The sequence below is a fragment of the Sinomonas atrocyanea genome (assembly GCF_001577305.1).
GTDB classification, from domain to species: domain Bacteria; phylum Actinomycetota; class Actinomycetes; order Actinomycetales; family Micrococcaceae; genus Sinomonas; species Sinomonas atrocyanea.
The window spans coordinates 662,787-687,818 of the sequence record NZ_CP014518.1 but is presented as its reverse complement, the minus strand read 5'-3'; the positions used below and the strand labels follow the sequence as shown (position 1 = coordinate 687,818).

The following is a 25,032-nucleotide window of genomic DNA, read 5'->3' as shown; positions in this document are numbered from 1 at the left end:
AGGGCACACCGCCACAGTGCGAAGGATCCCGTGCGGGACGGGCGCTGCGACGAGCGGTAGCGGGCCTGCGGCGAGCGGCGGCGCGCCGGAGCGCCGCGCGCCCGAGGCGAGCGGGCGGCGTCGTGCGCGTCCGGCGGCCCGCTACATCGTGAGGAGGATCTTGCCCACGTGCTCGCCCGAGTCGAAGTACTCGTGGGCGGCGGCCACCTGGGCCAGGGGGAAGGCCTTGTCGACGAGGGGCTTGATGCGGCCGTCGGCGACGAGGGGCCACACGTGGTCCTTGACGGCGGCCATGATGGCTCCCTTCTCCTCCACCGGGCGCGGCCGGAGCGAGGTGGCGATCACGGCGGCGCGCTTGCTCAGGAGCGTGCCCAGGTTGAGCTCGGCCTTCGCCCCGCCCTGGAGCCCGATGACCACGAGCCGGCCGTAGGGGGCGAGGGCCTCGACGTTGCGCTCGAGGTACTTCGCGCCCACGACGTCGAGGATCACGTCCGCGCCGCGGCCGTCCGTGGCCTCGCGCACGGCCTGGACGAAGTCCTGCTCGCGGTAGTTGATGGCGACGTCGACCCCGAGGAACGCGCGCGCGGTGGAGACCTTCTCCTCGGTGCCCGCCGTGGCAGCGACCCGGGCGCCGAAGGCCTTGGCCATCTGCACGGCCATCGTGCCGATCCCGCCGGTGGCGCCGTGGATCAGCAGGAACTCGCCGGGCTGGAGCTGGGCGGTCATGAACAGGTTGGAGTACACCGTCGCGGCGGTCTCCGGCAGCGCGGCGGCCGTCACGAGGTCCACGCCCTCGGGGATCCGGACCACCTGCTCGGCCGGGACCGCGACCTTCTCGGCGTAGCCGCCTCCGGCGAGGAGGGCCACGACCCTGTCCCCGACGGCGAACGGCCGCGTGACGTCGGGACCGAACCAAGCGATGCGTCCGGAGACCTCGAGGCCCGGGATCTCGGAGGCGCCCGGCGGGGGCGGATAGAAGCCGCGGCGCTGCTGGACGTCGGCCCGGTTGACACCCGCGGCCACGACGTCGATGAGCAGCTCGCCGGGGCCGGGCTCCGGCGCGTCGACCTCGCGCACCTGCAGTACCTCCGGCCCTCCGGGCTCGGTGATGAACACGGCCTTCATGTCGGTGCTCCTCCTCCCCCAGGGGGCGTGAAGTTTTCACGAGATCACTGGTTTTCACGAGATCACTGGCCTATGAAACACTACTAGGACACGGAAGGTTGTCCGAGCGGCCTATGGAGCTGGTCTTGAAAACCAGTGTGCGGTCACCCCGTACCAAGGGTTCAAATCCCTTACCTTCCGCCGCAGGCGCAGCGCCCCCGGTCCTCGTGGATCGGGGGCGCTGCCGCGTCCGGGGTTGGGGCGCACTGCTCGGCGGTGGACAACGGGGCGGGGCCAGGGGCGGCCCGGGGCGCAGCGCGAGTGTGCGGTTGTCGCGGGTTCCACCGAGCCGGACCCGCAGGAGCGGCACACTCGGTCAGCGTCTCGGGTCCTGCCACCCCTGACGCCGCAGCACTTCTGCCACCCGCGCCGCGACCCAGGCGTCGCCACGTCGCAGATCGCCCCTGGTGATGACCACGAGGCGCCATCCGGCATCGACGATCTCCTGCGTCCGCAGAGCATCGCGCGTCTGCTGCGCGGGCGTGAGGCGGTGGGCGCCGTCGTAGTCCACGGCCAGGCGGAACCGCGGGAATCCGAACGCTGCGTCCACGGCGGCACGGAGGCCGGGCAGGCGGATCATGGCCACCTTGGAGTACATCGACCGCCGGTGCTCGCTGACCAGGGCATCGCCGAGGACCACAGGGTCTTCGGTCGTCACGCCGGCTACCGCGGCGATGTCGAGGAATGTGCGCGCGGGCGAGGTGACCGGAACGCCGTCGGCCGTCTCGATGTCATCCGGCCTCAGCGCGGCCCGGTGCCCCGCGACGCCGCGGCGGCGGAACTGCACGCCGCCCGGCGAAACGGTGAGATGGAGGCGCGAATCGTGCTTGAGCGCCTCCGGGAGCGGCAGACCGCGCAGCGCGAGCGCGCTGAAGTACGAGATGACCGCCCCAGGGGCCAGCGACAGGTAGGGCGCCGCCCGGCGCGCCAGCCCTGGCGTCCCGGACGGTGAACGAACCGGCGGCCAGGTGGGCGGGGAGCTCGGAACGACGGGTCATCGAACCATTGAGCCACAGATGGCCCCGGTGTAGCCGGAGTTATCCACAGGCCACGGTCGCGCAGATGCCGGTGGCGCCGCGGGCAGCGGACCGCGCGGATCCTTGAAAAATGTCGGATGCGCCACATAGCGTCTGTCTCGTTCGGCTAGTTCGGCAAACATCCAGACAGACCGACCCAAGGAGCTCCCTGTGCCCACTCCACATTTCGTCGCCGGAGCGCCCTGCTGGGCCGACCTCATGACGGGCGATGTCGAGAAGGCCAAGGCCTTCTACGCCGACCTGTTCGGCTGGACCTACGAGACCGGTGACCAGGAGAAGTACGGAGGCTACGTCACCGCCTTCAAGGACGCCGCGATGGTGGCCGGGATGATGGGCAAGATGGAGGAGCAGGCCTCCATGCCTGATGTCTGGACCGTGTACTTCAAGACCGACGACATCGCAGCCACCGCCGACGCCGTCTCCGCAGCCGGCGGTCAGGTGTGGATGCCGCCGATGGAGGTTCCCGAGCAGGGCCACATGGCCGTGTTCGGCGATGCCGGCGGGGCCGCGTTCGGTTCCTGGCAGTCCACGGGCCACACGGGGTTCGGCAGGCTGGCCGAGCCCGGGACCCCCGCGTGGTTCGAGCTCCACGCGCGGGACTACGACGCCGCGGTGCAGTTCTACCCGAAGGCCTTGGGCTGGGACCTCACGGTCATGGGCGACACCCCCGATTTCCGGTACTCCACCTACGGCGACGGGCCGGAGTCCAAGGCCGGGATCTTCGATGCCGCGGGAGACCTCCCCGAGGGCCTCCCGGCCCACTGGCTCGTCTACTGGGCGGTCGAGAACGCGGACGAGGCCATTGAGAGGGCCGTCGCCCACGGGGCGACCGTGCTCATGCCTGCCGCCGACACCCCCTTCGGCCGCATGGCCGCGCTCGCCGACCCGTTCGGGGCCGTATTCCGCATCATGCAGGACCTCGGGCAGACGGCCCAGGCATAGCCGAGGCTCGCCCCCACCCCGGTTTCGGGTACGCATCTCGTCACCCCTGACCCGTTTCCGGTACGCATCTCGACGCGTTTTCCGCGTTCCGGGTACGCGGCAGGGTGATGGGCGACGGCGGCGGGCGGCTTCCCCAGGGGAGGTCGGCGGCCGTCGTCGTGCTGCCCGCGGGCGCTTCTGAGAGTCACCTTCTGAAGGTCACGTCTTGTTAGTCCGTCAGGAAGTGACCTTCAGGAGGTGACCTTCAGAAGGTGACCTTCAGAAGGTGACCCTCAGGAGGTGACCCCCAGGAGCTGACCCTCAGAAGGTGACCCCCAGGAGCTGACCCTCAGGAGGTGACCCCCAGGAGGTGACACCAGGAGCTGACCTTCAGGAGGTGACACTCAGGAGGTGACCCCCAGGAGCTGACCTTCAGGAGGTGACTCCCAGAATGTGCCTCGCGATGGCGTCCGCGTCGCGGAGGGTGCGCTGCCCGCTCGGGTACGGGGCGCCGTCGTGCGCCTCGCCGGGGGCGGCGAACGGGTGCGCCTCGGCGGCGATCGCGGTGCCCCACTGCACCGCGGAGAGCTGGAGGCCCAGCACGTAGAGGCCCTCGACCGGAAGGCCGTTGACGTCGAGCGCCCGGTACGGCGGGGCGGTGACGTCCAGCCCGGTGGCGGGCTGCGGCACCCCGTCCGCGCCGGCGAGGAAGCGCGGGCGCACCAGCCCGTCGGCCAGCAGCCCGGACAGCAGCGTCGAGTCGGCCCGCGCGACGGCGTTGGCGGGCGCGAGGGCCTCGACCAGCCAGCGCGCGCGGACCTCGGGGCCGCCCACCCACGGCGACGTGGCCGTGAAGCTGCGCGCGGAACGGTCCACCCAGAAGCGCGGCTCGGGGCCCACGGTGCCCACGATCCCGGCGCGCATGAGCGCGGCCAGCTGCCGGATCCGCTGGGCGGGCGGCCCGCTCGCGAGCCCCTCGGCGAGCCCCTCGAACCAGCCACGCAGGCCCGAGACCCACGAGGCCTCGGTGATGCCGCCGTCCGCCACGGCCTCCTTGAGCACCGCCCGGCCCCGGTGGAGGGCGGCGATCGCCATCTTCACGGGATCGTCCTCGCCCCGCGCTGATCCTGCGGCATCCTCGTCGAGGTAGGCCAGGACGCGGGCGTCGAGCTCGGCGCGGTCGGCGGCGTGCCAGCCTGCCAGCGGCGCACCCAGGGCACGGAGGTCGAGCCGCCGGGCGGGGACCACGCCGTCGTGCACCACCTCGGACGCTCGCGGCTCCCACCCGGGCCCCTCGACGGCCAGCGCGGCGGAGAGCTCCTCAAGGAAGCCCTCGGACACGGCCGCGGGCTCGACCCGGGCGAGCGTGGAGTAGTACGCCCACAGGGTGTCGCGGTGCAGGAGGGGCCAGAGGTCCTGGTCGAACGAGGGCTGGATCCCGGCCTGCCGCGCAGCCAGGGCGGCGGCGCGCGTGAGCCAGCGCAGCTCGACGGACGGCGCGTAGTAGGCGTCGAGGTCGGCCTTGCCCCGGTAGGGCACCCCGCGGCGGGAGGCGGCGACGAGGTGCGGCTCGCGCCCCGAGGGCGTGTAGACGAGCCGGCCGTCGTGGCCCTCCGTGAACCGGCCGCCGCGCCCCTCCGTGAGCGCAGCCATGACGTCGAAGAAGTTCAGCCCCATGCCGCGCACCAGCACCGTCTCCCCCGCGGGCAGCCGGTCCCAGTCCACGTCGGCGGGCGCGGCGGGCGGCAGATAGTGCAGCCCCAGGTGCGCCGCCGCGTCCGCGAGCGCGGCCTGCTCCGCGCTCGGCTGGGCGGGCACATGGCCGAGGGCGAGGACGACGGCGTCGGCCTCCTGGGCGCGCCCGTTGGCGCACGTGACGGCGAACCCGTGCGGGGTGCGCCCCACCCGGGCGACCTCGGCAGGCACGTGCCGGACGGTCGTCCCGGGCGGCGCCGCGGCGAGCACCGCATCCCACGTCTGGGCGAGGTAGCGCCCATAGAGTGCCCGGGGCGGGAAGTCCCTCGACTCGAGGCCCTTGAGCTCGGCCTGCTCCTCGGCCGCGAGGGTGCAGGTGCCGGCGTCGATCGCCGCGCGCTGGGCCTCGCGCCATGCGTCGAAGCTGCCGCCCGCGAGCGGGGGCGCGAGGCCGGGCTCGCTGGGGATGAGCGTGGGATAGAAGGACTGGGTGTTCATGACGAACAGGCGCGGCTGCGCCGTCCGCCAGACCTTGCCGGGGCCCGGGCTGAACGGGTCGTACACCGTGATCTCGAGGAGCGCGGCGCGGGCGGCGGGACGGCCGCCCGGGGAGGCGACGGCGTCGTGCGCGGGCGCAGGCCGCTGGGCGTGCACGGCGAGGAGACGCTCGACCGCGGAGGCGCCGCGGGGGCCGCCGCCCACCACCGCCACCCGCAGAATCCCGCCCCGAACCATAGGGTTGAGCTTAACCTGCGGCGTGGAAGGATGGCCCCATGACTGCCCAGCCGCCAGTGTCCGCAGACACCGCCACCCTTCCCCCGGCCGCGGCCCCCGCGGACCAGCCCGTCGACGAGAACCTGTGGCTCGAGGACATCCACGGCGAGGACCAGCTCGCCTGGGTGCGGGAGCAGAACGCCCGCACGGAGGAGGTGCTCGAGACCGGCGACTACCCCGAGCTCGAGGCCCGGATCCTCGAGGTGATGGATTCGACCGACCGCATCCCGATGGTCGCCAAGCGCGGGGACTGGTACTACAACTTCTGGCGCGACGCCGAGCACCCCAAGGGCCTGTGGCGCCGCGCGCGCTGGGAGTCCTACGTGACCCAGGCGCCGGAGTGGGAGACCGTGCTCGACGTCGATGCGCTCGCTGCCGCGGACGGGGTCGAATGGGTGTGGGGCGGGGCGAACTTCCTGCGCCCGGCCGACGGCGTCTCCTGGCGGCGCTGCATGCTCCGCCTCTCCCCGGACGGCGGCGACGCGGCGGCCGTGCGGGAGTACGACGTCGAGGACCGGGCGTTCATCGACCCATCCGAGGGCGGCTTCGCCCTCCCCGCCGCGAAGGGCGGCGTGGACTGGCTGGACGCGGACACGCTCCTGGTCTCCTCGACGCTCGGCGAGGACGCGGTCACCACGTCCTCCTACCCGCGGATCGTGCGGAGGCTGCCCCGCGGCACCGACCTGGCCGACGCCGAGGTGATCTTCGAGGTTCCCGCCGACCACATGATGGCCGGGGCCGGGTTCGACGACACCCCGGGCTTCGAGCGCCTCATCGCGAGCGACCGCATCAGCTTCTTCGACGTGACGCACTCGATCTGGTGGGACGACGCGTGGCACGAGATTCCCGTGCCCACCGACGTGGACGTGGACCTACACCGGGAGTGGATCCTGTTCCGGCCCCAGCGGGACTGGGACCTGGAAGGGCGCACCTACCCCGGCGGCTCGCTGCTCGCTGTCGACTTCGAGGCGTTCATGGCCGGCTCGCGGGAGACCACTGTCCTGTTCGCCCCCGACGCCCACACCTCGCTGCAGTCCTGGTCGTGGACCAAGGGCCACCTGCTGCTCAACCTCCTCCGCGACGTCTCCTCCGAGATCCGCGTCCTCACCCCGCCCGCGCGGGCGGCGGCCGGCGACGGGACCGCCGCTGCGGAATCCGCGGACGACGCCGCGTGGTCGCCGCGGGTGCTCGACGCGTGCCCGCCGCTGCACCTCGTCGAGTCGTACGCGGTGGACGACGAGGACCCCGAGGCCGGGGACGACTACTGGCTTGTGGCCACCGGCTTCCTGACCCCGACCACGCTGTTGCGCGGCACCCTCGGCGGGGAGCACGCGGAGGTGAAGCGGGCGCCGTCGTTCTTCGACGAGTCGCGGTTCGAGGTCGAGCAGCACTTCGCCGTCTCGGCGGACGGCACCCAGGTCCCGTACTTCCAGGTCGGGCCCCGAGGGCTCAGGCTCGACGGGACGGCGCCGACCCAGCTCTCCGGGTACGGCGGGTTCGAGATCTCCCGCACCCCCGCCTACTCGGGCACCGTGGGGCGCGCGTGGCTCGAGAAGGGCGGGGTGTACGTCGTGGCGAACATCCGCGGCGGTGGTGAGTACGGGCCGGCGTGGCACCAGGCCGCGCTCAAGGAGAACCGGCACCGCGCGTACGAGGACTTCGCGGCGGTGGCGCAGGACCTCATCCGGCGTGGGGTCACCTCTCCCGCGCATCTGGGCTGTGCGGGCGGCTCCAACGGGGGCCTGCTCGTGGGGAACATGCTCGTGGGCTACCCCCAGCTCTTCGGGGCGATCTCGTGCGGAGTCCCGCTGCTGGACATGCGCCGGTACACGAAGCTCTCCGCCGGCTACTCGTGGATCGCCGAGTACGGGGACCCGGACGACCCCGACGAGTGGGAGTCCATCCGGACGTTCTCCCCCTACCACCTCCTGCGGGACGGCGTGGACTACCCGGACACCTTCATCTGGACGGCGACCTCGGACGACCGCGTGGGGCCGGTGCAGGCCCGCAAGATGGCCGCGCGCATGGAGGCCATGGGCATCCCGAACGTGTGGTTCCACGAGGCCCTCGAGGGCGGCCATGCCGGCGCCTCCGACAACCGGCAGGCCGCGGCGCTGCAGGCCCGCAGCCAGGCGTTCCTATGGCGGGCGCTGACCGGGACGCTGCGCTGACCCCTTCTGGGGGTCACCTCCTGAGGGGTAGCTCCTGGGTGGCACCTCCTGGGTGGCACCTCCTGAGAGTCAGCTCCTGAGAGGCACCTCCTGGGGGTCGCACGAGGTGACCTCCAAGAGGTGGCTGCCAGACGCGCGGGTGCGAGGGTTTTTGCTCTCGCCCCCGGGTTGGGTACGCTTGTCAGGCTGGCGACAGCAAGGAGACGTGCCAGAGCGGCCGAATGGACTTCACTGCTAATGAAGGGTCCGGGGAAACTTGGACCGGGGGTTCAAATCCCCCCGTCTCCGCCGCGTGAAGGAAAGACCCCCGGTTCATGGAACCGGGGGTCTTTTGCGCATTCTCCGAGCGCGCTGGGCAGGCGGGGCCTCTGGGCCGTCAGTGGCGCGTCTTGAGCCAGAAGGCGATGCCGCCGGCCAGAGCGATCGCGATCATGATGCTCCATTCGAGGGGTCCGGGTCCGCCCACCGATGCCTGCATGGCGGGTTGGGCGGCCGAGCGTGTGGCCGAGTCGTCGAGTCCGGGCGTCGGGGCGGAGGTCGGCTGGGCGGCCAGCCCAGCGGACGGCCCCGCCGCCGCGGAGGTGCCGGGAGCAGGTGCGGCAGGCGGGGCGGCAGGAGGCTGCACAGCGGCGGGGGCATCTTCCTGCGGCGCCGTGGGCGCCTCGGCGGATCCTGCGCAAGGCGTGGCGGAGAAGGTGTGGGTCCACTGCGAGGTCCCCTTGAGGACGTACCCGGGCCGGGCGACCGCCTCCACCGTCACCATTCCTACTGCAGCATTGGCCCCGGGCGCGAGAACGGTGCCACCCACGCGGTAGTCCACCCCGATGATCGTGGGCGCCACGACCGCGTCCGCCTGGGTGCCGCACGGGTCATCGAAGCCGGGGGCGTCCGCGGTGATGGAGACCGGGCAGGCGTCGCGCAGACTGGCCGGCGAGGACGTGGCGAGCGGACCGGTGCCCGCCCCTGTCACTGTCGCGGTGTAGTCGTGGCCCGTCGAGAGGGAGAGGATCCGGTCCACGGATCCGGAAAAGGTGCCCGTGGCCACCACATTGCCCGCCTCGTCGGCCACGCGGTACGTCAGGGGCGCGGTGGAATCCGTCCGCGCCGTGAGGTGCACGGAGTCGCAGGCCGCGCGCGTCAGAGCCACCTGGGCAGAAGGGGGCGCGGGAGTGGGAGTCGCGGGAGTGACCGAAGGGGACGGGCTCGGGCCGGTGATGGTCGGCGAAGCAGGCACCCGGCCGTCCGCCGCAGAGGCGCCCGGGGCCAGGGCCGCGGGCAGCAGGATGGCGAGGGCGCCCAGAAGCACGGCAAGGCAGGCCAGACGCCGGGCGATCGGCGGGGCCGGGTGGCTCACGAGGGCCCTTTCGTCTACGTCACAGATGTTCTCTTGGATCTACCCTACCGAACCGTGATCAATCCGTGACCATCCTGTGACGTGGGGCGTGTCACATTGGCCATGGACTACCCCGCCTGGGCGAGCGCGAGGGGCAGCACGGCGCCGACCCCGTGCTGGCGCAGCAGGCGACCGGCCACCGTGACCGTCCAGCGGCTGTCCACCAGATCGTCGATGAGGAGCACGGGCTGGCCGGCCACCCGTGCGAGTTCCCCACGCAGGGCTGGCCCGACGTCGAACGCTTCCCAGACCCCGGCGAGACGGAAGGCGCTGTTGCCCCCGCCCTGACCAGCCCGCGCAGCGTCCGTGCGCTCGAGCGCGCCCAGGTAGGGCAGGCGCCCCACCTGGGCGATCCCCCGCGCGAGCGAGTCGACGAGCCGCGGACGCGTCGCCGAGGGCACGCTCACCACGGCGGCCGGCCGGCCTGCCCCGCTCCACGCTCCCGCCGCGGACTCGCCGCGCGCCCACGCCGCGAGTAGCTCGACGCACGCGCGGGCCAGCGCCGGCGGGACCTCGACGTCCGCCGCCCCGCGGCGAAGAGCTCCCTGAGCGGGCCCCCGTAGCCGAGGTCCGTGAGGCGGGCGAGGGCCCGTCCCTCGGTGAGCTGCTCCCCCGCCGGGATCCTGCCCTTGACCGCCACGCCGAGCTTGTCCATGCCCGAGGGCCACTGCGCGCGGGGCTCGATCGGGATGCCCGCATGGCGCAGCTGGGTTCCGGCGCGTTCGAGGAGGGAGGGGTCGACGTCGTCCGGGAACCAGCGCCCGGCGCAGGTGTCGCACCGGCCGCAGGGCGCCGCGGTGTCGTCGTCGAGCACGCTCGTGAGGTACTCCATGCGGCAGCCGGCGGTCTGCTCGTAGACCACCATCGAGTCCTGCTCCGCGACCCGGGCCTCGGCGATGCGCGCGTACCGCTCGGCGTCGTACTCCCACGGCAGGCCCGTTGCCTGCCATCCGCCGCCGACGCGCTCGACGGCGCCGTCCACGGCGAGGACCTTCAGCAGCAGCTCGAGCTGGGTGCGGCGCAGCTCGACCGCGGATTCGAGGGCCACCGTCGAGAGGGCCCGGCCGGCCTCGGCCAGCACGGCGATGACGGCCTGGGCCTTCTCCTGGTCCGGCATCGACGCGGTCGCGAAGTAGCGCCAGATGTCGCGGTCCTCCGGGCCGGGCAGGAGGAGGACGTCCGCGTTCGCGGCGCCTCGGCCGGCGCGGCCCACCTGCTGGTAGTAGGCGACGGGGCTCGACGGCGCCCCCAGGTGGACGACGAATCCGAGGTCCGGCTTGTCGAAGCCCATCCCGAGTGCGCTTGTGGCCACGAGGGCCTTGACCTCGTTGCCCTTGAGCAGCTGCTCGGCCCGCTCGCGGTCCTCGGTGTCCGTCTTGCCGGTGTAGGCCAGGACCCGGTGCCCAGCCTCCGAGAGGATGCGGGCCGTGTCCTCCGCGGCGGAGACGGTGAGCGTGTAGATGATCCCGCTGCCCGGCAGGCCCTCGAGGTGGGCCAGGAGCCACGCGAGGCGGTGGCCGGCGTCGGGCAGCGCCAGGACGCCGAGCCGCAGGGACTCCCGCCCCAGCGGCCCGCGGAGCGTGAGGACGTCGGAGCCGAGCTGCTCCTCGATGTCGTGCACCACGCGGGCGTTGGCGGTGGCCGTCGTGGCCAGGACCGGCACGGAGCCGGGCAGCTCGTCGATGAGAGCCGCCATGCGACGGTAGTCCGGGCGGAAGTCGTGCCCCCAGTCCGAGATGCAGTGCGCCTCGTCCACAACGAGCAGGCCCGTCCGCGCCATCAGCTCGGGCAGGTGCTGCTCGCGGAAGGACGGGTTGGTGAGCCGCTCGGGCGAGATGAGGACCACGTCGGCCGCGTCAGCCTCGAGTGCCGCGTGGACCTCGTCCCACTCGAGGCGGTTGGCGGAGTTGATGGCGACGGCGCGCACTCCCGCCCGTGCCGCCGCGGCCACCTGGTCCCGCATGAGGGCCAGGAGCGGGGAGACGATGAGCGTCGGCCCGGCGCCGCGGGCGCGCAGGAGCAGGGACGCGACGAAGTACACGGCCGATTTGCCCCAGCCCGTGCGCTGCACCACGAGGGCACGGCGGCGGTGGGCCACGAGGGCCTCGATCGCCTCGAACTGGCCCGGGTGGAAGTCCGCCGCGTCGGTGCCCACGAGGTTGCGCAGCACGGCGAGCGCCTCCGCCCGCAGCGGCCGGCCGCCCCCCGCGTCCCCGGACGGAACGTCACGGTCCGTCACACTTTCCGCTGAATGGACACTTTCACGCGCGCTGCCTGCCATGCCTTCCAGTATGGCCGTGACCTCCGACACTTCATGGCCCAGGGGGCCCAGAGGCCCGATAGCGTAAGGGCATCTCAGTGCCAACGAGAAGGAACGTGACATGACGGCAACGGTGCCGCCCCTTTCTGATGCCCTCCACCCGGCCGAGTCCGGCCAGTCCGCACCCTCCGCGCCCGCGCGCAAGTCCGCGGGCCACGTGATCGTCGACTCCCTCGCAGCGCACGGCGTCAAGCGCACGTACGTCGTCCCGGGCGAGTCGTTCCTGGATGTGCTCGACGGGCTGCACGGCGCCGACATCGAGACGATCGTGTGCCGCCACGAGGGCGGCGCGGCCTACATGGCCGAGGCCGACGGCAAGATGAACCAGCTTCCCGGCGTGGCCATGGTCACCCGCGGCCCCGGCGCCGCGAACGCCCATGTGGGCCTGCACACGGCGTGGCAGGACTCCACCCCGATGGTCCTGTTCGTGGGCCTCATCCCGTTCGCCCACCGCGACCGCGAGGCGTTCCAGGAGTTCGACATCAAGTCCTGGTTCGACACCGGCGCCAAGCGCGTCATGGTCCTCGACCACCCCGAGCGCGCCTCCGAGATCGTCGCCGAGGCCATGTTCGCCGCGATGAGCGGCCGCCCCGGTCCCGTCGTCGTGGGCCTGCCCGAGGACATCATCCAGCAGGAGATCGACGCGACGATCCACCCGGTCATCCCGGTCGCCGAGGGCGGCATGACGGTCACCGACTGGAAGGCACTCAAGGCCGCCCTGTCCCAGGCGGAGAAGCCGCTGTTCGTGGTCGGCGGCAACGACTGGACCCAGGAGGGCGCCACTGCCCTGACCAACTGGCTCGAGGACCACAGCATCCCCGCCGCCGCCGAATGGCGCTGCGAGGGCACCATCCCGTTCGACTCGCCCTCCTACGTGGGCCCGATCGGCTACGGACGCCCCAAGCCGACCTACAACCTCCTCGAGGAGACGGACCTCCTCGTCTTCGTCGGCACCGTCCCCGGGGACGTCATCACGGACGGCTTCCTCGTGCGCCAGGACTGGGCGAAGAAGAACTTCCTCGTCACGATCGACCCGTCCCTGCGCGGGCGCTCCGGCCCGGTCTCCTACCAGATCGTGGCCAAGCCCGACTCGTTCGTGCGCGACCTCGTCCTGATGAACCTGCCCGCCCGCGAGCAGTGGAAGGCCTGGACCGAGCGCATGCGCGGCGAGCAGGAGAAGTTCGCCGCCCTCCCGCCGGCCACGCCGACGGACGGGCCCGCGCGCATGGACACGCTCATGGCCCACCTCGTCCGTTCCCTGCCCGAGGACGCCGTGGTCACGCTCGGCGCCGGCGAGCACACCAACTGGGCCCACCGCTACTTCCCCACCCAGCGCTACGCGTCCATGATCAGCGCCCGCAACGGCTCCATGGGCTACTCCGTGCCCTCGGCCATCGCCGCCTCGCTCGCGCACCCCGGCCGCCGCGTGGTCACGATCGCCGGCGACGGCGAGTTCCTCATGAACGGCCAGGAGCTCGCGACCGCCGCCCAGTACGGCGCGACCCCGCTCGTGGTGGTCATGGACAACCAGGAGTACGGCACCATCCGCTCCCACCAGGAGCGGCACTACCCCCACCGCATCTCCGGCACGCAGCTGAAGAACCCGGACTTCGCCCTCATGGCCCAGGCCTTCGGCGGCTTCGGTGTCCGCGTCGAGAAGGACGCCGACGTCCCGGCGGCCCTCGAGAACGCCCTGCGCGCGATCGACGAGGAGGGCACCTTCGCCCTCATCCACCTCATCGTCGAGCAGCGCGTCAAGGCCTACTGAGTCCAGAGGCGGACCCCCGGACGCACGACGGCGCGTTCCCCGCTCGGGCGGGGAACGCGCCGTCGTGCTTTCTGGCCTGCTCCGCGGCGCGCCCCCGCAGTGTCGGAGGCCGCCAGTAGAATCAAGCCCGTGACCAGCAACGTGAACGCCGCATCCAGCCTGCCCGGCAGCGCCCGGCCCTCCATCGACCTCTCGGCCTCGTTCAAGGCCTACGACGTGCGGGGGATCGTGGGCGAGACCATCGACGCGCACGTGGTGGAGGCCGTCGGCGCGGGGTTCGTGGACGTGCTCGGCCTCGCGGGCAAGACGGTGCTCGTGGGGGGCGACATGCGCCCGTCCTCGCCCGAGTTCATCGCGGCGTTCGCGAAGGGGGCCGCCGCCCGCGGCGGCAACGTCGTGACCCTGGGCCTCATCTCGACCGACGAGCTCTACTACGCGTGCGGCGCCCTTGACGCCGCCGGCGCGACCTTCACGGCCAGCCACAACCCGGCCCAGTACAACGGGATCAAGATGGCCAAGGCCGGCGCCCAGCCCGTCTCCTCCGAGACGGGGCTGAAGGAGGTCCAGGCCGCGGCCGAGGCCTACCTCGCCGCCGGGCAGGACGGCGCGCCTGCCGTGCCTCCCGTGGCGGAGCCGGGGTCCGTGACCCAGCGGGACATCCTGGCCGACTACGCCGGGTACCTGCGCGGCCTCGTGGACCTGAGCGGCATTCGGCCGCTCAAGGTGGTCGTGGACGCCGGCAACGGCATGGCGGGCATGACCACGCCCGCCGTCCTCGGCGACCAGCTCCTGGCCGCCCTGCCGCTGCAGATCGTGCCCCTGTACTTCGAGCTGGACGGGACGTTCCCGAACCACCCGGCCAATCCGCTCGAGCCGGAGAACCTGCGCGATCTGCAGAAGGCCGTGGTCGAGCATGGCGCCGACCTCGGGCTCGCGTTCGACGGCGACGCGGACCGCTGCTTCGTCATCGACGAGCTGGGGGAGCCCGTATCCCCCTCGGCCATCACGGGGCTCGTGGCGCGCCGCGAGATCGCCCGGGCGAAGGCGGCCGGCGACGCCGAGCCGGTCATCATCCACAATCTGATCACCTCGCGCGCGGTCCCCGAGCTCGTCCAGCACGACGGCGGCCGGCCGGTGCGCACGCGCGTGGGGCACTCGTTCATCAAGGCCGTCATGGCCGAGGAGTCCGCGGTGTTCGGTGGGGAGCACTCGGCGCACTACTACTTCCGCGACTTCTGGAACGCCGACACGGGGATGCTCGCCGCGATGCACGTCCTCGCGGCCCTCGGCGAGCAGGACGGCCCGCTGTCCGAGCTCGCGGCCGAGTACGAGCCCTACGTGGCCTCGGGCGAGATCAACTCCGAGATCGAGGACAAGGACGCCGCGGTGGCCCGCGTGCGCGAGGAGTACGAGGGCGACGACGTCGCGATCGACGAGCTCGACGGCACCACGTTCTCGGCCGCGGACGGCTCGTGGTGGTTCAACCTCCGCCCGTCCAACACCGAGCCATTCCTGCGCTTCAACGGCGAGGCCAAGGACCGCGAGACCCTCGAGTCGATCCAGGACACCGTCCTCGCGATCGTGCGGGCCTGACGCATGGCCGAGGAGATCCCGCTCGAGACCCAGCAGGCCCAGCTGCGCGAGGTGCTCGGGACCGCGCTGGGCCTGGCCCAGGAGCACCTCGAGCAGAACGGCGGCTTCCTGCCCTTCGGTGTGACCCTGGATTTCGAGGGCGAGCTGCGGCTCGTCATGGTCACTCCCCCTGAGGCCGGAGGGGACGGCGACTACGATGCCGAGGCCATGATGGCGGATGTCGTCGAGCTCCTGCGGCAGGGCCGCGAGGGCTGCCAGGCCGTGGCGTTCGCTTCGGACGTGCACCTGCCCGAGCACGGCCCCGGCGGCTCTGACGGCATCCACGGCGCCGCCGAGCACCGCGGCGGCGGGGTGATGGCCGCCGTCGTCCCCTACGAGCTCACCGCCGAGGGCTATGCCTTCGGCGCGCTCGAGCCGGACGGCCACGAGGCCACCGTCTTCTGAAAGTCACCTCCTGAACGTCAGCTCCTGAAGGTCACCTCCTGAACGTCAGCTCCTGAGAGTCGCCTCCGGGGCGCCGTTCCGCGCGGCGTCCGGGCGGCGGCCCCCGGACGGACCGGTGGTGCGGCGACGGAGAACGGCCGTGGCCACGCCGGCCAGCAGGACGGCGCCGCCCACGAGCTCGAGCGGCTCGGGCACCTCGCCGAAGGCCAGCCAGGCCCCGACCATCCCGACGGGCGGCACGAGCAGCGTGTACGGGACCACGGCCGCGGCGGGGTAGGTCCCGAGCAGCGTGTTCCATGCCGAGTACCCGACCAGCGAGGCGAGGATCACGGTGAAGAGTGTGCTCAGCCACACGGGCAGCGTGAGGTGGCCGAGCGCACCGAGCAGCGCCGCCGGGCCGTCCACGAGGGCGGAGAGCGCGAGCATCGGCACGGGCACCACGAGCGCGGACCAGACGACGAGCCCGAGCCCGGAGGTGCCCTTGGCCGCCCGGGAGATCGTGTTGCCGATCCCCCAGGAGAGGCCGGCGAGGACCACCAGCAGCATCGGGCCGAGGGGCGCGACGGCCCCGCGCCCGGCCGCGACGAGGCCGAGGCCCACGACGCCGGCCCCCACCCCGGCGAGCTGCGCCGCCGTCGGCCGCTCCCGGAGCACCGCCGCGGCGAGGAGGATGGTGAAGAGCATCTGGCTCTGGAGCACGAGCGGGGCGAGTCCGGCAGGCATCCCGAGGTGCATGGCCAGGTAGACGAGGCCAAACTGCCCGGCGCTCATGAAGACCCCGACCCCGACGATCACGCGCCAGGGGAGATCGGGCTTCTTCACGAAGCACACGGCGGGGAACGCCACCAGGGCGAACCGCAGCGCCACGAACGCGAGCGGCGGGATGTCCCGCAGGCCCAGCTCGATCGCGATGAAGTTGAGTCCCCAGAGGACGGCGACGAGGACGGCGAGGGCAGCATGGCGGGGCTTCACCCCTCCATCATCCGGGCCAAGACAATGCAGCACCAGCGTTGATTCGTGCACGCCACCATCTACGATTTCTTCATGATTGACCTTCAGGCCCTCCGGTCGCTCGCGGCTGTCGAGCGGCACGGCTCGGTCGTTGCCGCCGCAGACGCGCTCGGCTTCAGCCCGAGCGCGGTGTCGCAGCAGATCAAGAAGCTCGAGCGCCAGTCGCGGGCGGCCCTCCTCGAGCGGCAGGGCCGGGGCGTCCTGCTCACGGAGCGCGGACGGACCCTCGTGGAGCACGGGTCCCGGCTGCTGGCCGATCTCGAGCGCGTCGAGGCGATGCTCACGGCCGGGGACGCGCCGCAGGGCACGCTCTCGGTCGCCTCGTTCTCGACGGCGACCCGCGCGCTGTTCGGACACGTCGCTCGCAGGCTCGCCCAGGAGGCCCCCCAGGCCCGCCTCGAGGTCACGAGCGTCGATCCGGTCGACGCCGTCGCCCTCGTGGCCCACGGGGACGCGGACGTCGCGGTCGTGCACAACTGGAACTCGGTCCCCCTGGAGGTCCCGGCGCATGTGGCCGTCGAGCAGCTGTGCGAGGACGAGGCCGACGTGGTGCTCCCCCGCGACCACCGGCTTGCCGGCCGGCTCGCTCTCGACCGCCGCGAGCTGCTCGACGAGACCTGGTGCGCCACCCCGAAGGGCGCGATCTGCCATGAGGCCCTCATGCGCCTCTTCCAGGCCGAGGGGGCGGTGCCGCGCGTCGCCTTCACCGATCCCGACTTCGCCACCCACGTGGCCCTCGCCGGCGACGGCGCGGCACTGGCCCTGGTGCCGAGGCTCGGCCGGCCGCCGCTCCCGAGCACCGTCGTGGCACGGCCCGTGGCAGGCGAACGGCCCCGCCGTGTCATCTCCGCGGCGTATCGGCGCACCATGGCCGCGAGTCCCGGCGTTCAGCTGCTCGTGCGGCTGCTGCACGAGGCGGCCGCCGGCGCCGACGCGACGGGCTCGGCGCCAGGTGAAACCGGCGAGTAGAATACTCCCCATGCGCATGACGGCCTTCGAGGATGTGAGCCTGCGCGCCCTCATGCTCCTGGCAGCCAATGACTCGGGCGTCCCGCTCGCCACGCGCACCATCGCCGAGGGAGTCGGAACCCCCTACAACCACGTGAGCAAGGCCGTCCTCCGGCTCCGCGAGCTCGGCTACCTCGAGTCGACCCGCGGGCGTGCGGGCGGCGTCCAGCTCAGTGCCAAGGGGCGCTCCGCCACCGTGGGCAGCGTGCTGCGCGACCTCGACACCCGGGCGGACCTCGCCGACTGCGAGACCGCCAACGGCACCTGCCCCCTGAACTTCCAGTGCGGGCTCCGCGGTGCCCTCCGCCGCGCCCGCGAGGCCTTCTACCGCGAGCTCGACGGCGTCGTGGTCGCCTCCCTGCCGCACGAGCGCCAGATGGCTCCCATGCTCATGCAGATCGGGCTGCGGCCGCCCGCCGCCTGAGCGCCCGCGAGCCGAAGCCCTCCTCGGGCCGGCATCCCCTCGGACCACGCCCCTCCGACGGCAGTGTGACCACCCCCACACGGACCCGAATTGCCATTTTCTACGCAACGTAGAAAACTGGGATTAATTCAGCATCGAAGATGCGGAATAACCAAGTCCCCTTCTCGGGGACCAGTCCCCAGCTTGAGGAGTCGCAATGCTCTCGGATACCGCGCGCCCCGTCATCGAAGCCACCCTGCCCCTCGTCGGCAGCCGCATCGGCGAGATCACGCCGCTGTTCTACCAGAAGATGTTCGCCGCGCACCCCGAGCTCCTCAACGGGACGTTCTCCCGGGCCAACCAGGCCAACGGCACCCAGCGCCAGGCCCTCGCAGGGGCCATCGCCGCGTTCGCGAGCCACCTCCTCAACAACCCGGACACCCTCCCCGAGGCGGTCCTGAGCCGGATCGCCCACAAGCACACTTCCCTCGGCATCACCGAGGACCAGTACCAGATCGTCTACAAGTACCTGTTCGAGGCCATCGCCGAGGACCTCGGCGAGGCGGTCACCGACGAGGTCGCGGCCGCGTGGACCGAGGTCTACTGGCTCATGGCGGACGCCCTCGTCAAGATCGAGAAGGGCCTCTACGCGCAGCAGGCGAACACCAAGATGTGGATGCCGTGGCGGGTCGTCGAGAAGGTTCCCGCGAGCCCCACCACGATGACGTTCGTGTTCGAGCCCGCGGACGACACCCCCGCCACCCCGGGCCAGCCCGGCCAGTTCGTCTCGGTGCGCATCCCGGTCGCGGACGGACTCCTCCAGGCGCGCCAGTACACGCTCTCCGCCGACGCCGAGTCGACCGAGCGCCGCGTCATCACCACCAAGTTCAACGACGGCGGCGAGGTCTCGCCGGTCATGCACGAGAAGATCCAGGTGGGCGACGTCGTCGAGCTCTCCAACCCGTACGGCGACGTGACCCTGGACGACGGCGACGGTCCCCTCATCCTCGCGACGGCCGGCATCGGCTGCACCCCGGCCGCCTCGATCCTGCGCGCCCTGGCCACGCACGGCTCGGGCCGCGAGGTCCTCGCCCTCCACGCCGACCGCAGCCTCGACACCTGGGCCCTCTCCGACCAGATGCTCCAGGACGTCGAGAGGATCGACGGGGCGCGCCTGGCGGTCTGGCTCGAGCAGGCCCAGCCCGAGCTGACCGCGGTCGGCGCGACGGCCGGTGGCGGGTCCGCGCGCCTCGACACGCACGAGGGCTTCATGAACCTCGCCGAGATCGACCTGCCCGAGGACGCCAGCGTGTACCTGTGCGGCCCGCTGCCATTCATGCAGAAGGTCCGCTCGCAGGCGATCGCCAAGGGCATCCCCGCCACGAAGATCCACTACGAGGTCTTCGGCCCCGACCTCTGGCTCGCCTCGGCGAACTGACCCCGAGGAGGGCCCTCAGACGGCGTCGAGCCGCCACCCTGCGCTCTGGAAGGCATCAGGGTGGCGGCTCGACGCGCGCGCGCAGGCGGGACGTCAGTTGGAGGCGGTGAAGAACGTCCCGCGGAACTGCGGCTGCTCGAGCTCGTCCAGCGCCGCGACGGCGAAGTCCTGCGACGAGATGGACTCGCCCGCGGCCGGCACCCCGACCGCGGTGACGTACCTGCCGGTGCGCTCGCCCGGCGCGATGACCGCCGCGGGCGCCTGGACGGTGAGGTCTGCGCCGGCGTCGCGCAGGGCCTCGTAGGCGGCGAACGCCGCGTCCGACTCGCCCTTGTACTCGGCCGGGAAGCCCGGGGTGTCCTTGATGCGGGTGCCGTCCGGCGTCGCGAGGCCGCCGAAGCCGCCCACCAGGTAGAGCCGGGTGTCGGTCGGGACCGCCGCGATCGCGCGGTGCGCCTCGACGTAGGGCTCGCGCGGGCCGCCGGTGCGGTCCGGCGCCGTCGCCAGCACCACGGCGTCGTTCGCCGCAGCGATCTCGCGGAAGGCCTCCGTGTCAGCCAGTTCGGCGGCGCGCACGACGGCGGCCCCCTCCACCGGGACACCCTTGCGGCTGATGGCGGTCACCTCGTGGCCGCGGCGCACGGCCTCGGCGACGATCTGGCTGCCCACCATTCCGGTGGCTCCGTAGACGGCGATCTTCATGAGGGCTCCTCGGTGCTCGATGTCGTGAACGGAGTCAACAGTATCTATTTGATACCAGCTACTTCAAAGTTCTATAGTTACCTTGTGGAAACTATCCCCTTCGACGTCATGGATCCCGACTGCCCCTCCCGGGTGGTCCTCCAACGGATCGGGGACAAGTGGACGCCGCTCGTGTTCCAGTCGCTCAAAGACGGTCCGCGGCGGTTCTCCGAGGTGCGGGCCGATATCGGCGGCGTGACGCCGAAGGTGCTCACGCAGACCCTCCGCACCCTCGAGCGGGACGGCCTCGTCTCGCGTGCCGTCTTCGCCGAGGTCCCCGTGCGCGTCGAGTACACGCTCACACCCTTGGGGCGCAGCCTGCTGGCGCCGCTCGAGGCGGTGCGCGCGTGGGCCGAGAGCCACGCCGCCACGATCCTGGAGGCCCGCGAGGCCTTCGACACGGCGGGCTGACCCCCGGGCACGCCGGCTCCTAGAAGACCCGCCGCCAGTTGGCCTTCGCGAGGTCGAGCACCTCGTCCCCCCGGCCGGAGAGCACGGTCCTGAGGGCGTACAGCGTGAAGCCGCCAGCCTGCTGCGCGGTGATGGTCGGCGGCATCGCGAGCTCCTCGCGCATGGTCGCCACGTCCACGAGCGCGGGCCCGTCGTGGGCGAGGGCCTCCGCGAGCCCCGCCTCGAGCTCGGAGGAGTCGTTGACCCGTACCCCCTTGATGCCCATCGCCTCGGCGACCGCCGCGAAGTTCGGGTTGTCCAGGCCCGTGCCGAAGTTCACGAACCCCACGGACTTCATCTCGAGCTCGATGAAGTTCAGCGACGCGTTGTTGAACACCACGAGCTTCACCGGCAGCCGGTTCTGCTGAAGCGTCAGGAGTTCGCCCAGGAGCATCGAGAGCCCGCCGTCGCCCGCGAGCGCGACGACCTGCCTGCCCGGGAACGCCGCCTGGGCGCCCATCGCGTGCGGCAGGGCGTTCGCCATGGAGCCGTGCGTGAACGAGCCGACCAGCCGGCGTCGGCCGTTCATCGTCAGGTAGCGGGCCGCCCAGATCACCGGGGTGCCCACATCGGCGGTGAAGACGGCGTCCTCGGCCGCGAGCCGGTCGAGGGTCCGGGTGACGAACTGCGGGTGCAGCGGCTGCCCCTTCTTGGTCGGGGTCGCGAGGTCGTCGAGCTTGGAGCGGGCCTTCGCGTAGTGCTTGAGCGAGGACTCGAGGTGCGTGCGGCGCTTCTTGCGCGGCACGAGGGGAAGCAGCGCCGCCGCGGTGTCGCGCACGTCCCCGACGAGGCCGAGGTCCAGGGGCACGCGCCGGCCGAGCTGCTCGCCGCGCAGGTCGACCTGGATGATCTTGGCCTTGGACGGGAAGAACTGCTGGTACGGGAAGTCCGTGCCGAGCATGAGGAGGGCGTCGCAGTCCTCCATGGCCCGGTAGCCCGAGGAGAAGCCCAGCAGGCCCGTCATGCCGACATCGAAGGGGTTGTCGTACTCGATGAACTCCTTGCCGCGCATTGAGTGGACGATCGGCGCGGCGAGCGCGTCCGCGAGCGCCACGACCTCGTCGTGGGCCCCCTCGACGCCGGCACCAGCGAGGATCGTGACCTTGCCGGCGGCGTTGAGGATCCCGGCCGCTTCGCGGAGCTCGGCGTCGTTGGGCACCACCCGGGGCCGGGCCCGGCGCACCACCGTGACCCGGTCCGAGTTCGTGGAGGTCAGACCCACGTCGCCGGACAGGACCACCACCGCGACGCCGCGCTTCTCGACCGCGGTGCGCATGGCGATCTCGAGGATGCGCGGCATCTGCGCGGCGTCGGTGACCTGCTCGGCGTAGACGCTGCACTCGCGGAAGACCTCCTGCGGGTGCGTCTCCTGGAAGTAGTTCGAGCCGATCTCGGTGCTCGGGATGTGGGCGGCGATCGCGAGCACGGGCACCCGGGAACGGTTGGCGTCGTAGAGGCCGTTGATGAGGTGCAGGTTGCCGGGGCCCGCGGACCCTGCGCAGACGGCGATCTCCCCCGTGAGCGCGGCCTCGGCCGCCGCGGCGAACGCCCCGGCCTCCTCGTGCCGCACGTGGACCCACTCGATGCTCGGAGTGGCCCGGAGCGCATCGGTGAAGCCGTTGAGCGAGTCGCCCGGGAGGCCGTAGACACGGCGGACGCCGTTGGCTGCGAGGGTCTCGACGATGTTCTGCGCGATGGTCGTCATGGTCCTCAACCTAGCGGCGTGGCGCAGATCGCGGATACCCCTCGGGAATATCTCGTTGGCCACAGCGTTGAACTTGAGCGTAAGTCACTCAACTTCTACCGTTGTAGCCCGACCGACTCCAACGCCACGACACGATCTCCCTCGGAGGACAACTGATGCCACTCTTCTTCGGCCCCGCCGCCGGCAATGGCTCCTTCGACGAGTTCCTCGCCCGCTACCTGCAGGGCCAGGGCGCTCGCCGGCCTGGACGCCCCATCGACACGACGAGGCTCGTGAGCCGCGGGACCCAGACGGTCCTCAACGCCGCCGGCCGCTACGCCCAGGAGCACGGCCACCGCGAAGTGGACGCCCTGCACCTGCTGCGCGCCCTGACCGAGACGGAGCAGGTCGGTGCGATGATCGCGCATGCCGGGGCAGACCCGGCCGAGATCGCTGCCTCCGCCGAGGATCGGCTGCCGGGCGCGGTGGGCGGCGAGCGGGACGAGGCCGACGGCATGCCCTCGCTCACCACGAGCGCCCAGCACGCCTTCCTCGACGCCTACAAGGTGGCCCGCTCTGTCGGCTCGACCTACATCGATCCCGAGCACCTCTTCCTCGCGCTCGTGCTCAACTCCGATGCAGCCTCGGGCCAGATCCTCGCCGCCGCCGGGGTCACCCCGCGGTCGCTGCAGGATGGCGAGTCCTCGCCTGCCGCCGAGGATTCCGCGGACGACGCCGGCCGCTCGCCGCGCGCGGCCAAGCGCCCCCTGCGGGCCACGGCAGCCCAGAAGGGCCGGCGCGCGAAGGGCTCGATGCTCGAGCAGTTCGGCACGGACCTCACGGCCCTCGCCCGCGAGGGCCGGCTGGACCCGGTGATCGGCCGCGCCGACGAGATCGAGCAGGCCATCGAGATCCTGGCGCGCCGGACCAAGAACAACCCCGTGCTCATCGGCGAGGCCGGCGTGGGCAAGACCGCGATCGTCGAGGGCCTGGCCCAGGCCGTCGCGGCCGGGGACGTCCCGGCGCAGATCGCCGGCACCACGGTCATCTCCCTCGACCTGCCCGCGATGCTCGCCGGCACCCGCTACCGCGGCGACTTCGAGGAGCGCCTGACCAAGACCATGGACGAGATCGCCGAGGACGGGAACATCATCGCGTTCGTCGACGAGATCCACACCGTGGTCGGTGCCGGGGGCGGCGGCGAGGGCGGCATGGACGCCGGGAACATCCTCAAGCCCCGGCTGGCCCGCGGCGAGCTGCACCTCGTGGGCGCCACGACCCTCGACGAGTACCGCAAGATCGAGAAGGACCCCGCCCTCGAGCGGCGGTTCCAGCCCGTCACGGTCGGCGAGCCGAGCGTGGAGGACGCCGTCGCGATCCTCGAGGGGCTCAAGGACCGCTACGAGGAGCACCACGGCGTCACCTACGCCCAGGACGCGATCCGCGCCGCGGTCGAGCTCTCACACCGCTACATCACGGACCGGTACCTGCCGGACAAGGCGATCGACCTCATCGACCAGGCCGGCGCCCGGCTGAGCCTGGCCCGCGGCCCGCGCGTGGACCTCGAGGCCCTCGGGGCCCGGGTCGCCGAGCTGACCGAGCAGAAGGAGGCCGCCATCGCGCGTGAGGCCTACGAGGAGGCCTCCCGGCTCCGGGACGAGATCGACGCCATCACGGCGACCATCGAGGCGGAGGCCACGGGCGCTCCCCGTCCTGCCGCAGCCCCCGCCGAGGGCGACGCCGCGGCCGCAGGCCAGCCTGACGCCGTCGTGCGCGAAGCGGACATCGCCGCGGTGGTGGCCCGCGCCACCGGCATCCCCGCCGCGCGCCTCACCGAGGGCGAGCGGGAGCGGCTCGCGCGCCTCGAGGACGAGCTCCACGAGCGCGTGATCGGGCAGGAGGACGCGGTCTCCGTGATCGCCAGGTCCGTGCGGCGCAACCGCACCGGGCTCGGCGACGCCAACCGGCCGGTGGGCAGCTTCCTGTTCCTCGGCCCGACCGGCGTGGGCAAGACCGAGCTCGCGAAGACGCTCGCGGCCTCGCTGTTCGGCGACGAGTCCGCGATGGTCCGCTTCGACATGAGCGAGTTCGGCGCGCGCCACACGGTCTCGCGGCTCGTCGGCGCCCCTCCGGGGTACGTCGGCTACTCCGAGGCCGGCCAGCTGACCGAGCGCGTGCGCCGGCACCCGTACTCGGTGGTGCTCCTGGACGAGGTCGAGAAGGCCCACCCCGACGTGTTCAACCTGCTCCTGCAGGTGCTCGACGACGGGCGGCTCACCGACGGCCAGGGCCACACCGTGGACTTCCGCAACACGGTGGTGATCATGACCAGCAACCTCGGCTCGGAGTTCCTCGCGACCCGCGGCGCGGCGCTGGGCTTCGCGGCCGGCGGCGCCGAGGGCGGGCCCTCCGAGACCGAGCTGCGGGCCCGGATCATGGGCCGGCTGCGCGAGACGATGCGGCCCGAGTTCCTCAACCGCATCGACGAGATCGTGCTGTTCCGCAAGCTCACCCGCGAGCAGCTCCACGAGATCGTGCGGCTGCAGCTGCGGGGCACCGAGGCCCGCCTCGCGGCGCAGGGCATCGCCCTGGCCGTGGACGAGGACGCGGTGGACTGGATCGCCGACCGCGGCTACGAGCCCGAGTTCGGCGCCCGCCCGCTGCGCCGCGTGATCCAGCGCGAGCTCGAGGACCGGGTCGCCGACCTGCTCGTCACCGGGGTGGTCGCCGAGGGCGGCCGGGTCACGGTGGGCGTCTCGGTTCCGGAGGGCGCGGACGCGCACGACGACGCCGTGCTGGCCGACAGCGTTCTGGCCGTCCGCGCCGACGTCCCCGAGGCGGCCGCCGCCGCCTGATTCTGGGAGTCACCTCCTGAAGGTCACCTCCTGAAGGTCACCTCCTGTGGGTGCGCCGCTCTGAAGGTCACCTCCTGTGGGTGCGCCGCTCTGAAGGTCACCTCCTGAAGGTCATTGTCCTGACTTTGACCCACAGGAGGTGACCTTCAGACGTGTCTGGGG

At 72.2% G+C, this 25,032-nt stretch carries 17 protein-coding genes, 2 tRNA genes and 1 pseudogene; 12 read left to right on the top strand and 8 right to left on the bottom strand.

Annotated features, from left to right (window positions below; all coding sequences use genetic code 11):
* Nucleotides 1-141: 141 nt before the first annotated feature.
* On the bottom strand, nt 142-1,125 hold the full coding sequence (locus tag SA2016_RS03245) for an NAD(P)H-quinone oxidoreductase (protein ID WP_066495200.1): 984 nt from the start codon (nt 1,123-1,125) through the stop codon (nt 142-144).
* 92 nt (nt 1,126-1,217) lie between these two features.
* On the opposite strand from SA2016_RS03245, the gene SA2016_RS03240 reads away from it, so the two are divergent.
* Nucleotides 1,218-1,305: transfer RNA gene (locus tag SA2016_RS03240), tRNA-Ser, on the top strand.
* Nucleotides 1,306-1,480: 175 nt separating this feature from the next.
* Here the strand turns inward: SA2016_RS03240 and SA2016_RS03235 are convergent.
* Complete coding sequence (locus tag SA2016_RS03235; protein ID WP_503413213.1) at nt 1,481-2,014, bottom strand: type IV toxin-antitoxin system AbiEi family antitoxin; 534 nt, start codon at nt 2,012-2,014, stop codon at nt 1,481-1,483.
* Between the two features lie 337 nt (nt 2,015-2,351).
* On the opposite strand from SA2016_RS03235, the gene SA2016_RS03230 reads away from it, so the two are divergent.
* Nucleotides 2,352-3,143: a VOC family protein gene (locus SA2016_RS03230; RefSeq protein ID WP_229710789.1), complete on the top strand. Its 792-nt coding sequence runs from the start codon at nt 2,352-2,354 to the stop codon at nt 3,141-3,143.
* Between the two features lie 411 nt (nt 3,144-3,554).
* Here SA2016_RS03230 and SA2016_RS03225 read toward each other — a convergent pair whose 3' ends face one another.
* A complete protein-coding gene (locus SA2016_RS03225) occupies nt 3,555-5,552 on the bottom strand; it encodes an FAD/NAD(P)-binding protein (protein ID WP_066495194.1) in 1,998 nt (665 codons plus the stop codon).
* 38 nt (nt 5,553-5,590) lie between these two features.
* Between SA2016_RS03225 and SA2016_RS03220 the strand changes: the two genes are divergently transcribed.
* Both SA2016_RS03220 and SA2016_RS03215 read left to right on the top strand, forming a co-directional pair.
* The gene (locus SA2016_RS03220) at nt 5,591-7,762 is read left to right on the top strand and encodes a prolyl oligopeptidase family serine peptidase (RefSeq protein ID WP_066495191.1); all 2,172 of its coding nucleotides are present in this window, start codon (nt 5,591-5,593) and stop codon (nt 7,760-7,762) included.
* Nucleotides 7,763-7,961: 199 nt separating this feature from the next.
* Nucleotides 7,962-8,050 (top strand) — tRNA-Ser (locus tag SA2016_RS03215).
* 88 nt (nt 8,051-8,138) lie between these two features.
* On the opposite strand, the gene SA2016_RS03210 is transcribed toward SA2016_RS03215, so the two are convergent.
* Nucleotides 8,139-8,909 carry a hypothetical protein gene (locus SA2016_RS03210; protein WP_141305526.1) on the bottom strand — a complete coding sequence of 257 codons (771 nt, stop codon included), beginning with the start codon at nt 8,907-8,909 and terminating at the stop codon, nt 8,139-8,141.
* Between the two features lie 314 nt (nt 8,910-9,223).
* A pseudogene (locus SA2016_RS03205) lies at nt 9,224-11,436 on the bottom strand (RecQ family ATP-dependent DNA helicase).
* A gap of 100 nt (nt 11,437-11,536) precedes the next feature.
* On the opposite strand from SA2016_RS03205, the gene SA2016_RS03200 reads away from it, so the two are divergent.
* The 3 genes from SA2016_RS03200 to SA2016_RS03190 all read left to right on the top strand — a co-directional run bounded on the left by SA2016_RS03200 (nt 11,537) and on the right by SA2016_RS03190 (nt 15,280).
* Nucleotides 11,537-13,243 (top strand): thiamine pyrophosphate-dependent enzyme, encoded by a 1,707-nt coding sequence (locus SA2016_RS03200; protein ID WP_066495187.1) that lies wholly within the window; start codon nt 11,537-11,539, stop codon nt 13,241-13,243.
* Nucleotides 13,244-13,372: 129 nt separating this feature from the next.
* A complete protein-coding gene (locus SA2016_RS03195) occupies nt 13,373-14,836 on the top strand; it encodes a phosphomannomutase/phosphoglucomutase (RefSeq protein ID WP_229710790.1) in 1,464 nt (487 codons plus the stop codon).
* A 3-nt stretch (nt 14,837-14,839) separates the two neighbouring features.
* Nucleotides 14,840-15,280 (top strand): hypothetical protein, encoded by a 441-nt coding sequence (locus tag SA2016_RS03190; RefSeq protein WP_066495185.1) that lies wholly within the window; start codon nt 14,840-14,842, stop codon nt 15,278-15,280.
* 45 nt (nt 15,281-15,325) lie between these two features.
* Here SA2016_RS03190 and SA2016_RS21890 read toward each other — a convergent pair whose 3' ends face one another.
* Entirely contained in the window at nt 15,326-16,252 is a 927-nt protein-coding gene (locus SA2016_RS21890) for an EamA family transporter (protein ID WP_174835373.1), read from the bottom strand.
* A gap of 72 nt (nt 16,253-16,324) precedes the next feature.
* Between SA2016_RS21890 and SA2016_RS21885 the strand changes: the two genes are divergently transcribed.
* From SA2016_RS21885 to SA2016_RS03170, 3 genes are all read left to right on the top strand, one after another.
* Entirely contained in the window at nt 16,325-17,260 is a 936-nt protein-coding gene (locus SA2016_RS21885; protein WP_066501925.1) for a LysR substrate-binding domain-containing protein, read from the top strand.
* A 10-nt stretch (nt 17,261-17,270) separates the two neighbouring features.
* Nucleotides 17,271-17,723: an RrF2 family transcriptional regulator gene (locus SA2016_RS03175; protein ID WP_066495181.1), complete on the top strand. Its 453-nt coding sequence runs from the start codon at nt 17,271-17,273 to the stop codon at nt 17,721-17,723.
* 196 nt (nt 17,724-17,919) lie between these two features.
* A complete protein-coding gene (locus tag SA2016_RS03170) occupies nt 17,920-19,140 on the top strand; it encodes a globin domain-containing protein (protein ID WP_066495178.1) in 1,221 nt (406 codons plus the stop codon).
* Nucleotides 19,141-19,233: 93 nt separating this feature from the next.
* On the opposite strand, the gene SA2016_RS03165 is transcribed toward SA2016_RS03170, so the two are convergent.
* The gene (locus SA2016_RS03165; RefSeq protein WP_066495176.1) at nt 19,234-19,842 is read right to left on the bottom strand and encodes an NAD(P)-dependent oxidoreductase; all 609 of its coding nucleotides are present in this window, start codon (nt 19,840-19,842) and stop codon (nt 19,234-19,236) included.
* A gap of 108 nt (nt 19,843-19,950) precedes the next feature.
* Between SA2016_RS03165 and SA2016_RS03160 the strand changes: the two genes are divergently transcribed.
* Nucleotides 19,951-20,292, top strand: coding sequence for a winged helix-turn-helix transcriptional regulator (locus tag SA2016_RS03160; protein ID WP_066495174.1), 342 nt, complete (start codon nt 19,951-19,953; stop codon nt 20,290-20,292).
* A gap of 19 nt (nt 20,293-20,311) precedes the next feature.
* Here the strand turns inward: SA2016_RS03160 and poxB are convergent, their stop codons facing one another.
* Nucleotides 20,312-22,036 carry a ubiquinone-dependent pyruvate dehydrogenase gene (gene poxB, locus SA2016_RS03155; protein WP_066495172.1) on the bottom strand — a complete coding sequence of 575 codons (1,725 nt, stop codon included), beginning with the start codon at nt 22,034-22,036 and terminating at the stop codon, nt 20,312-20,314.
* A gap of 155 nt (nt 22,037-22,191) precedes the next feature.
* On the opposite strand from poxB, the gene SA2016_RS03150 reads away from it, so the two are divergent.
* Nucleotides 22,192-24,870 carry an ATP-dependent Clp protease ATP-binding subunit gene (locus tag SA2016_RS03150; RefSeq protein ID WP_084249259.1) on the top strand — a complete coding sequence of 893 codons (2,679 nt, stop codon included), beginning with the start codon at nt 22,192-22,194 and terminating at the stop codon, nt 24,868-24,870.
* Nucleotides 24,871-25,032 lie beyond the last annotated feature (162 nt).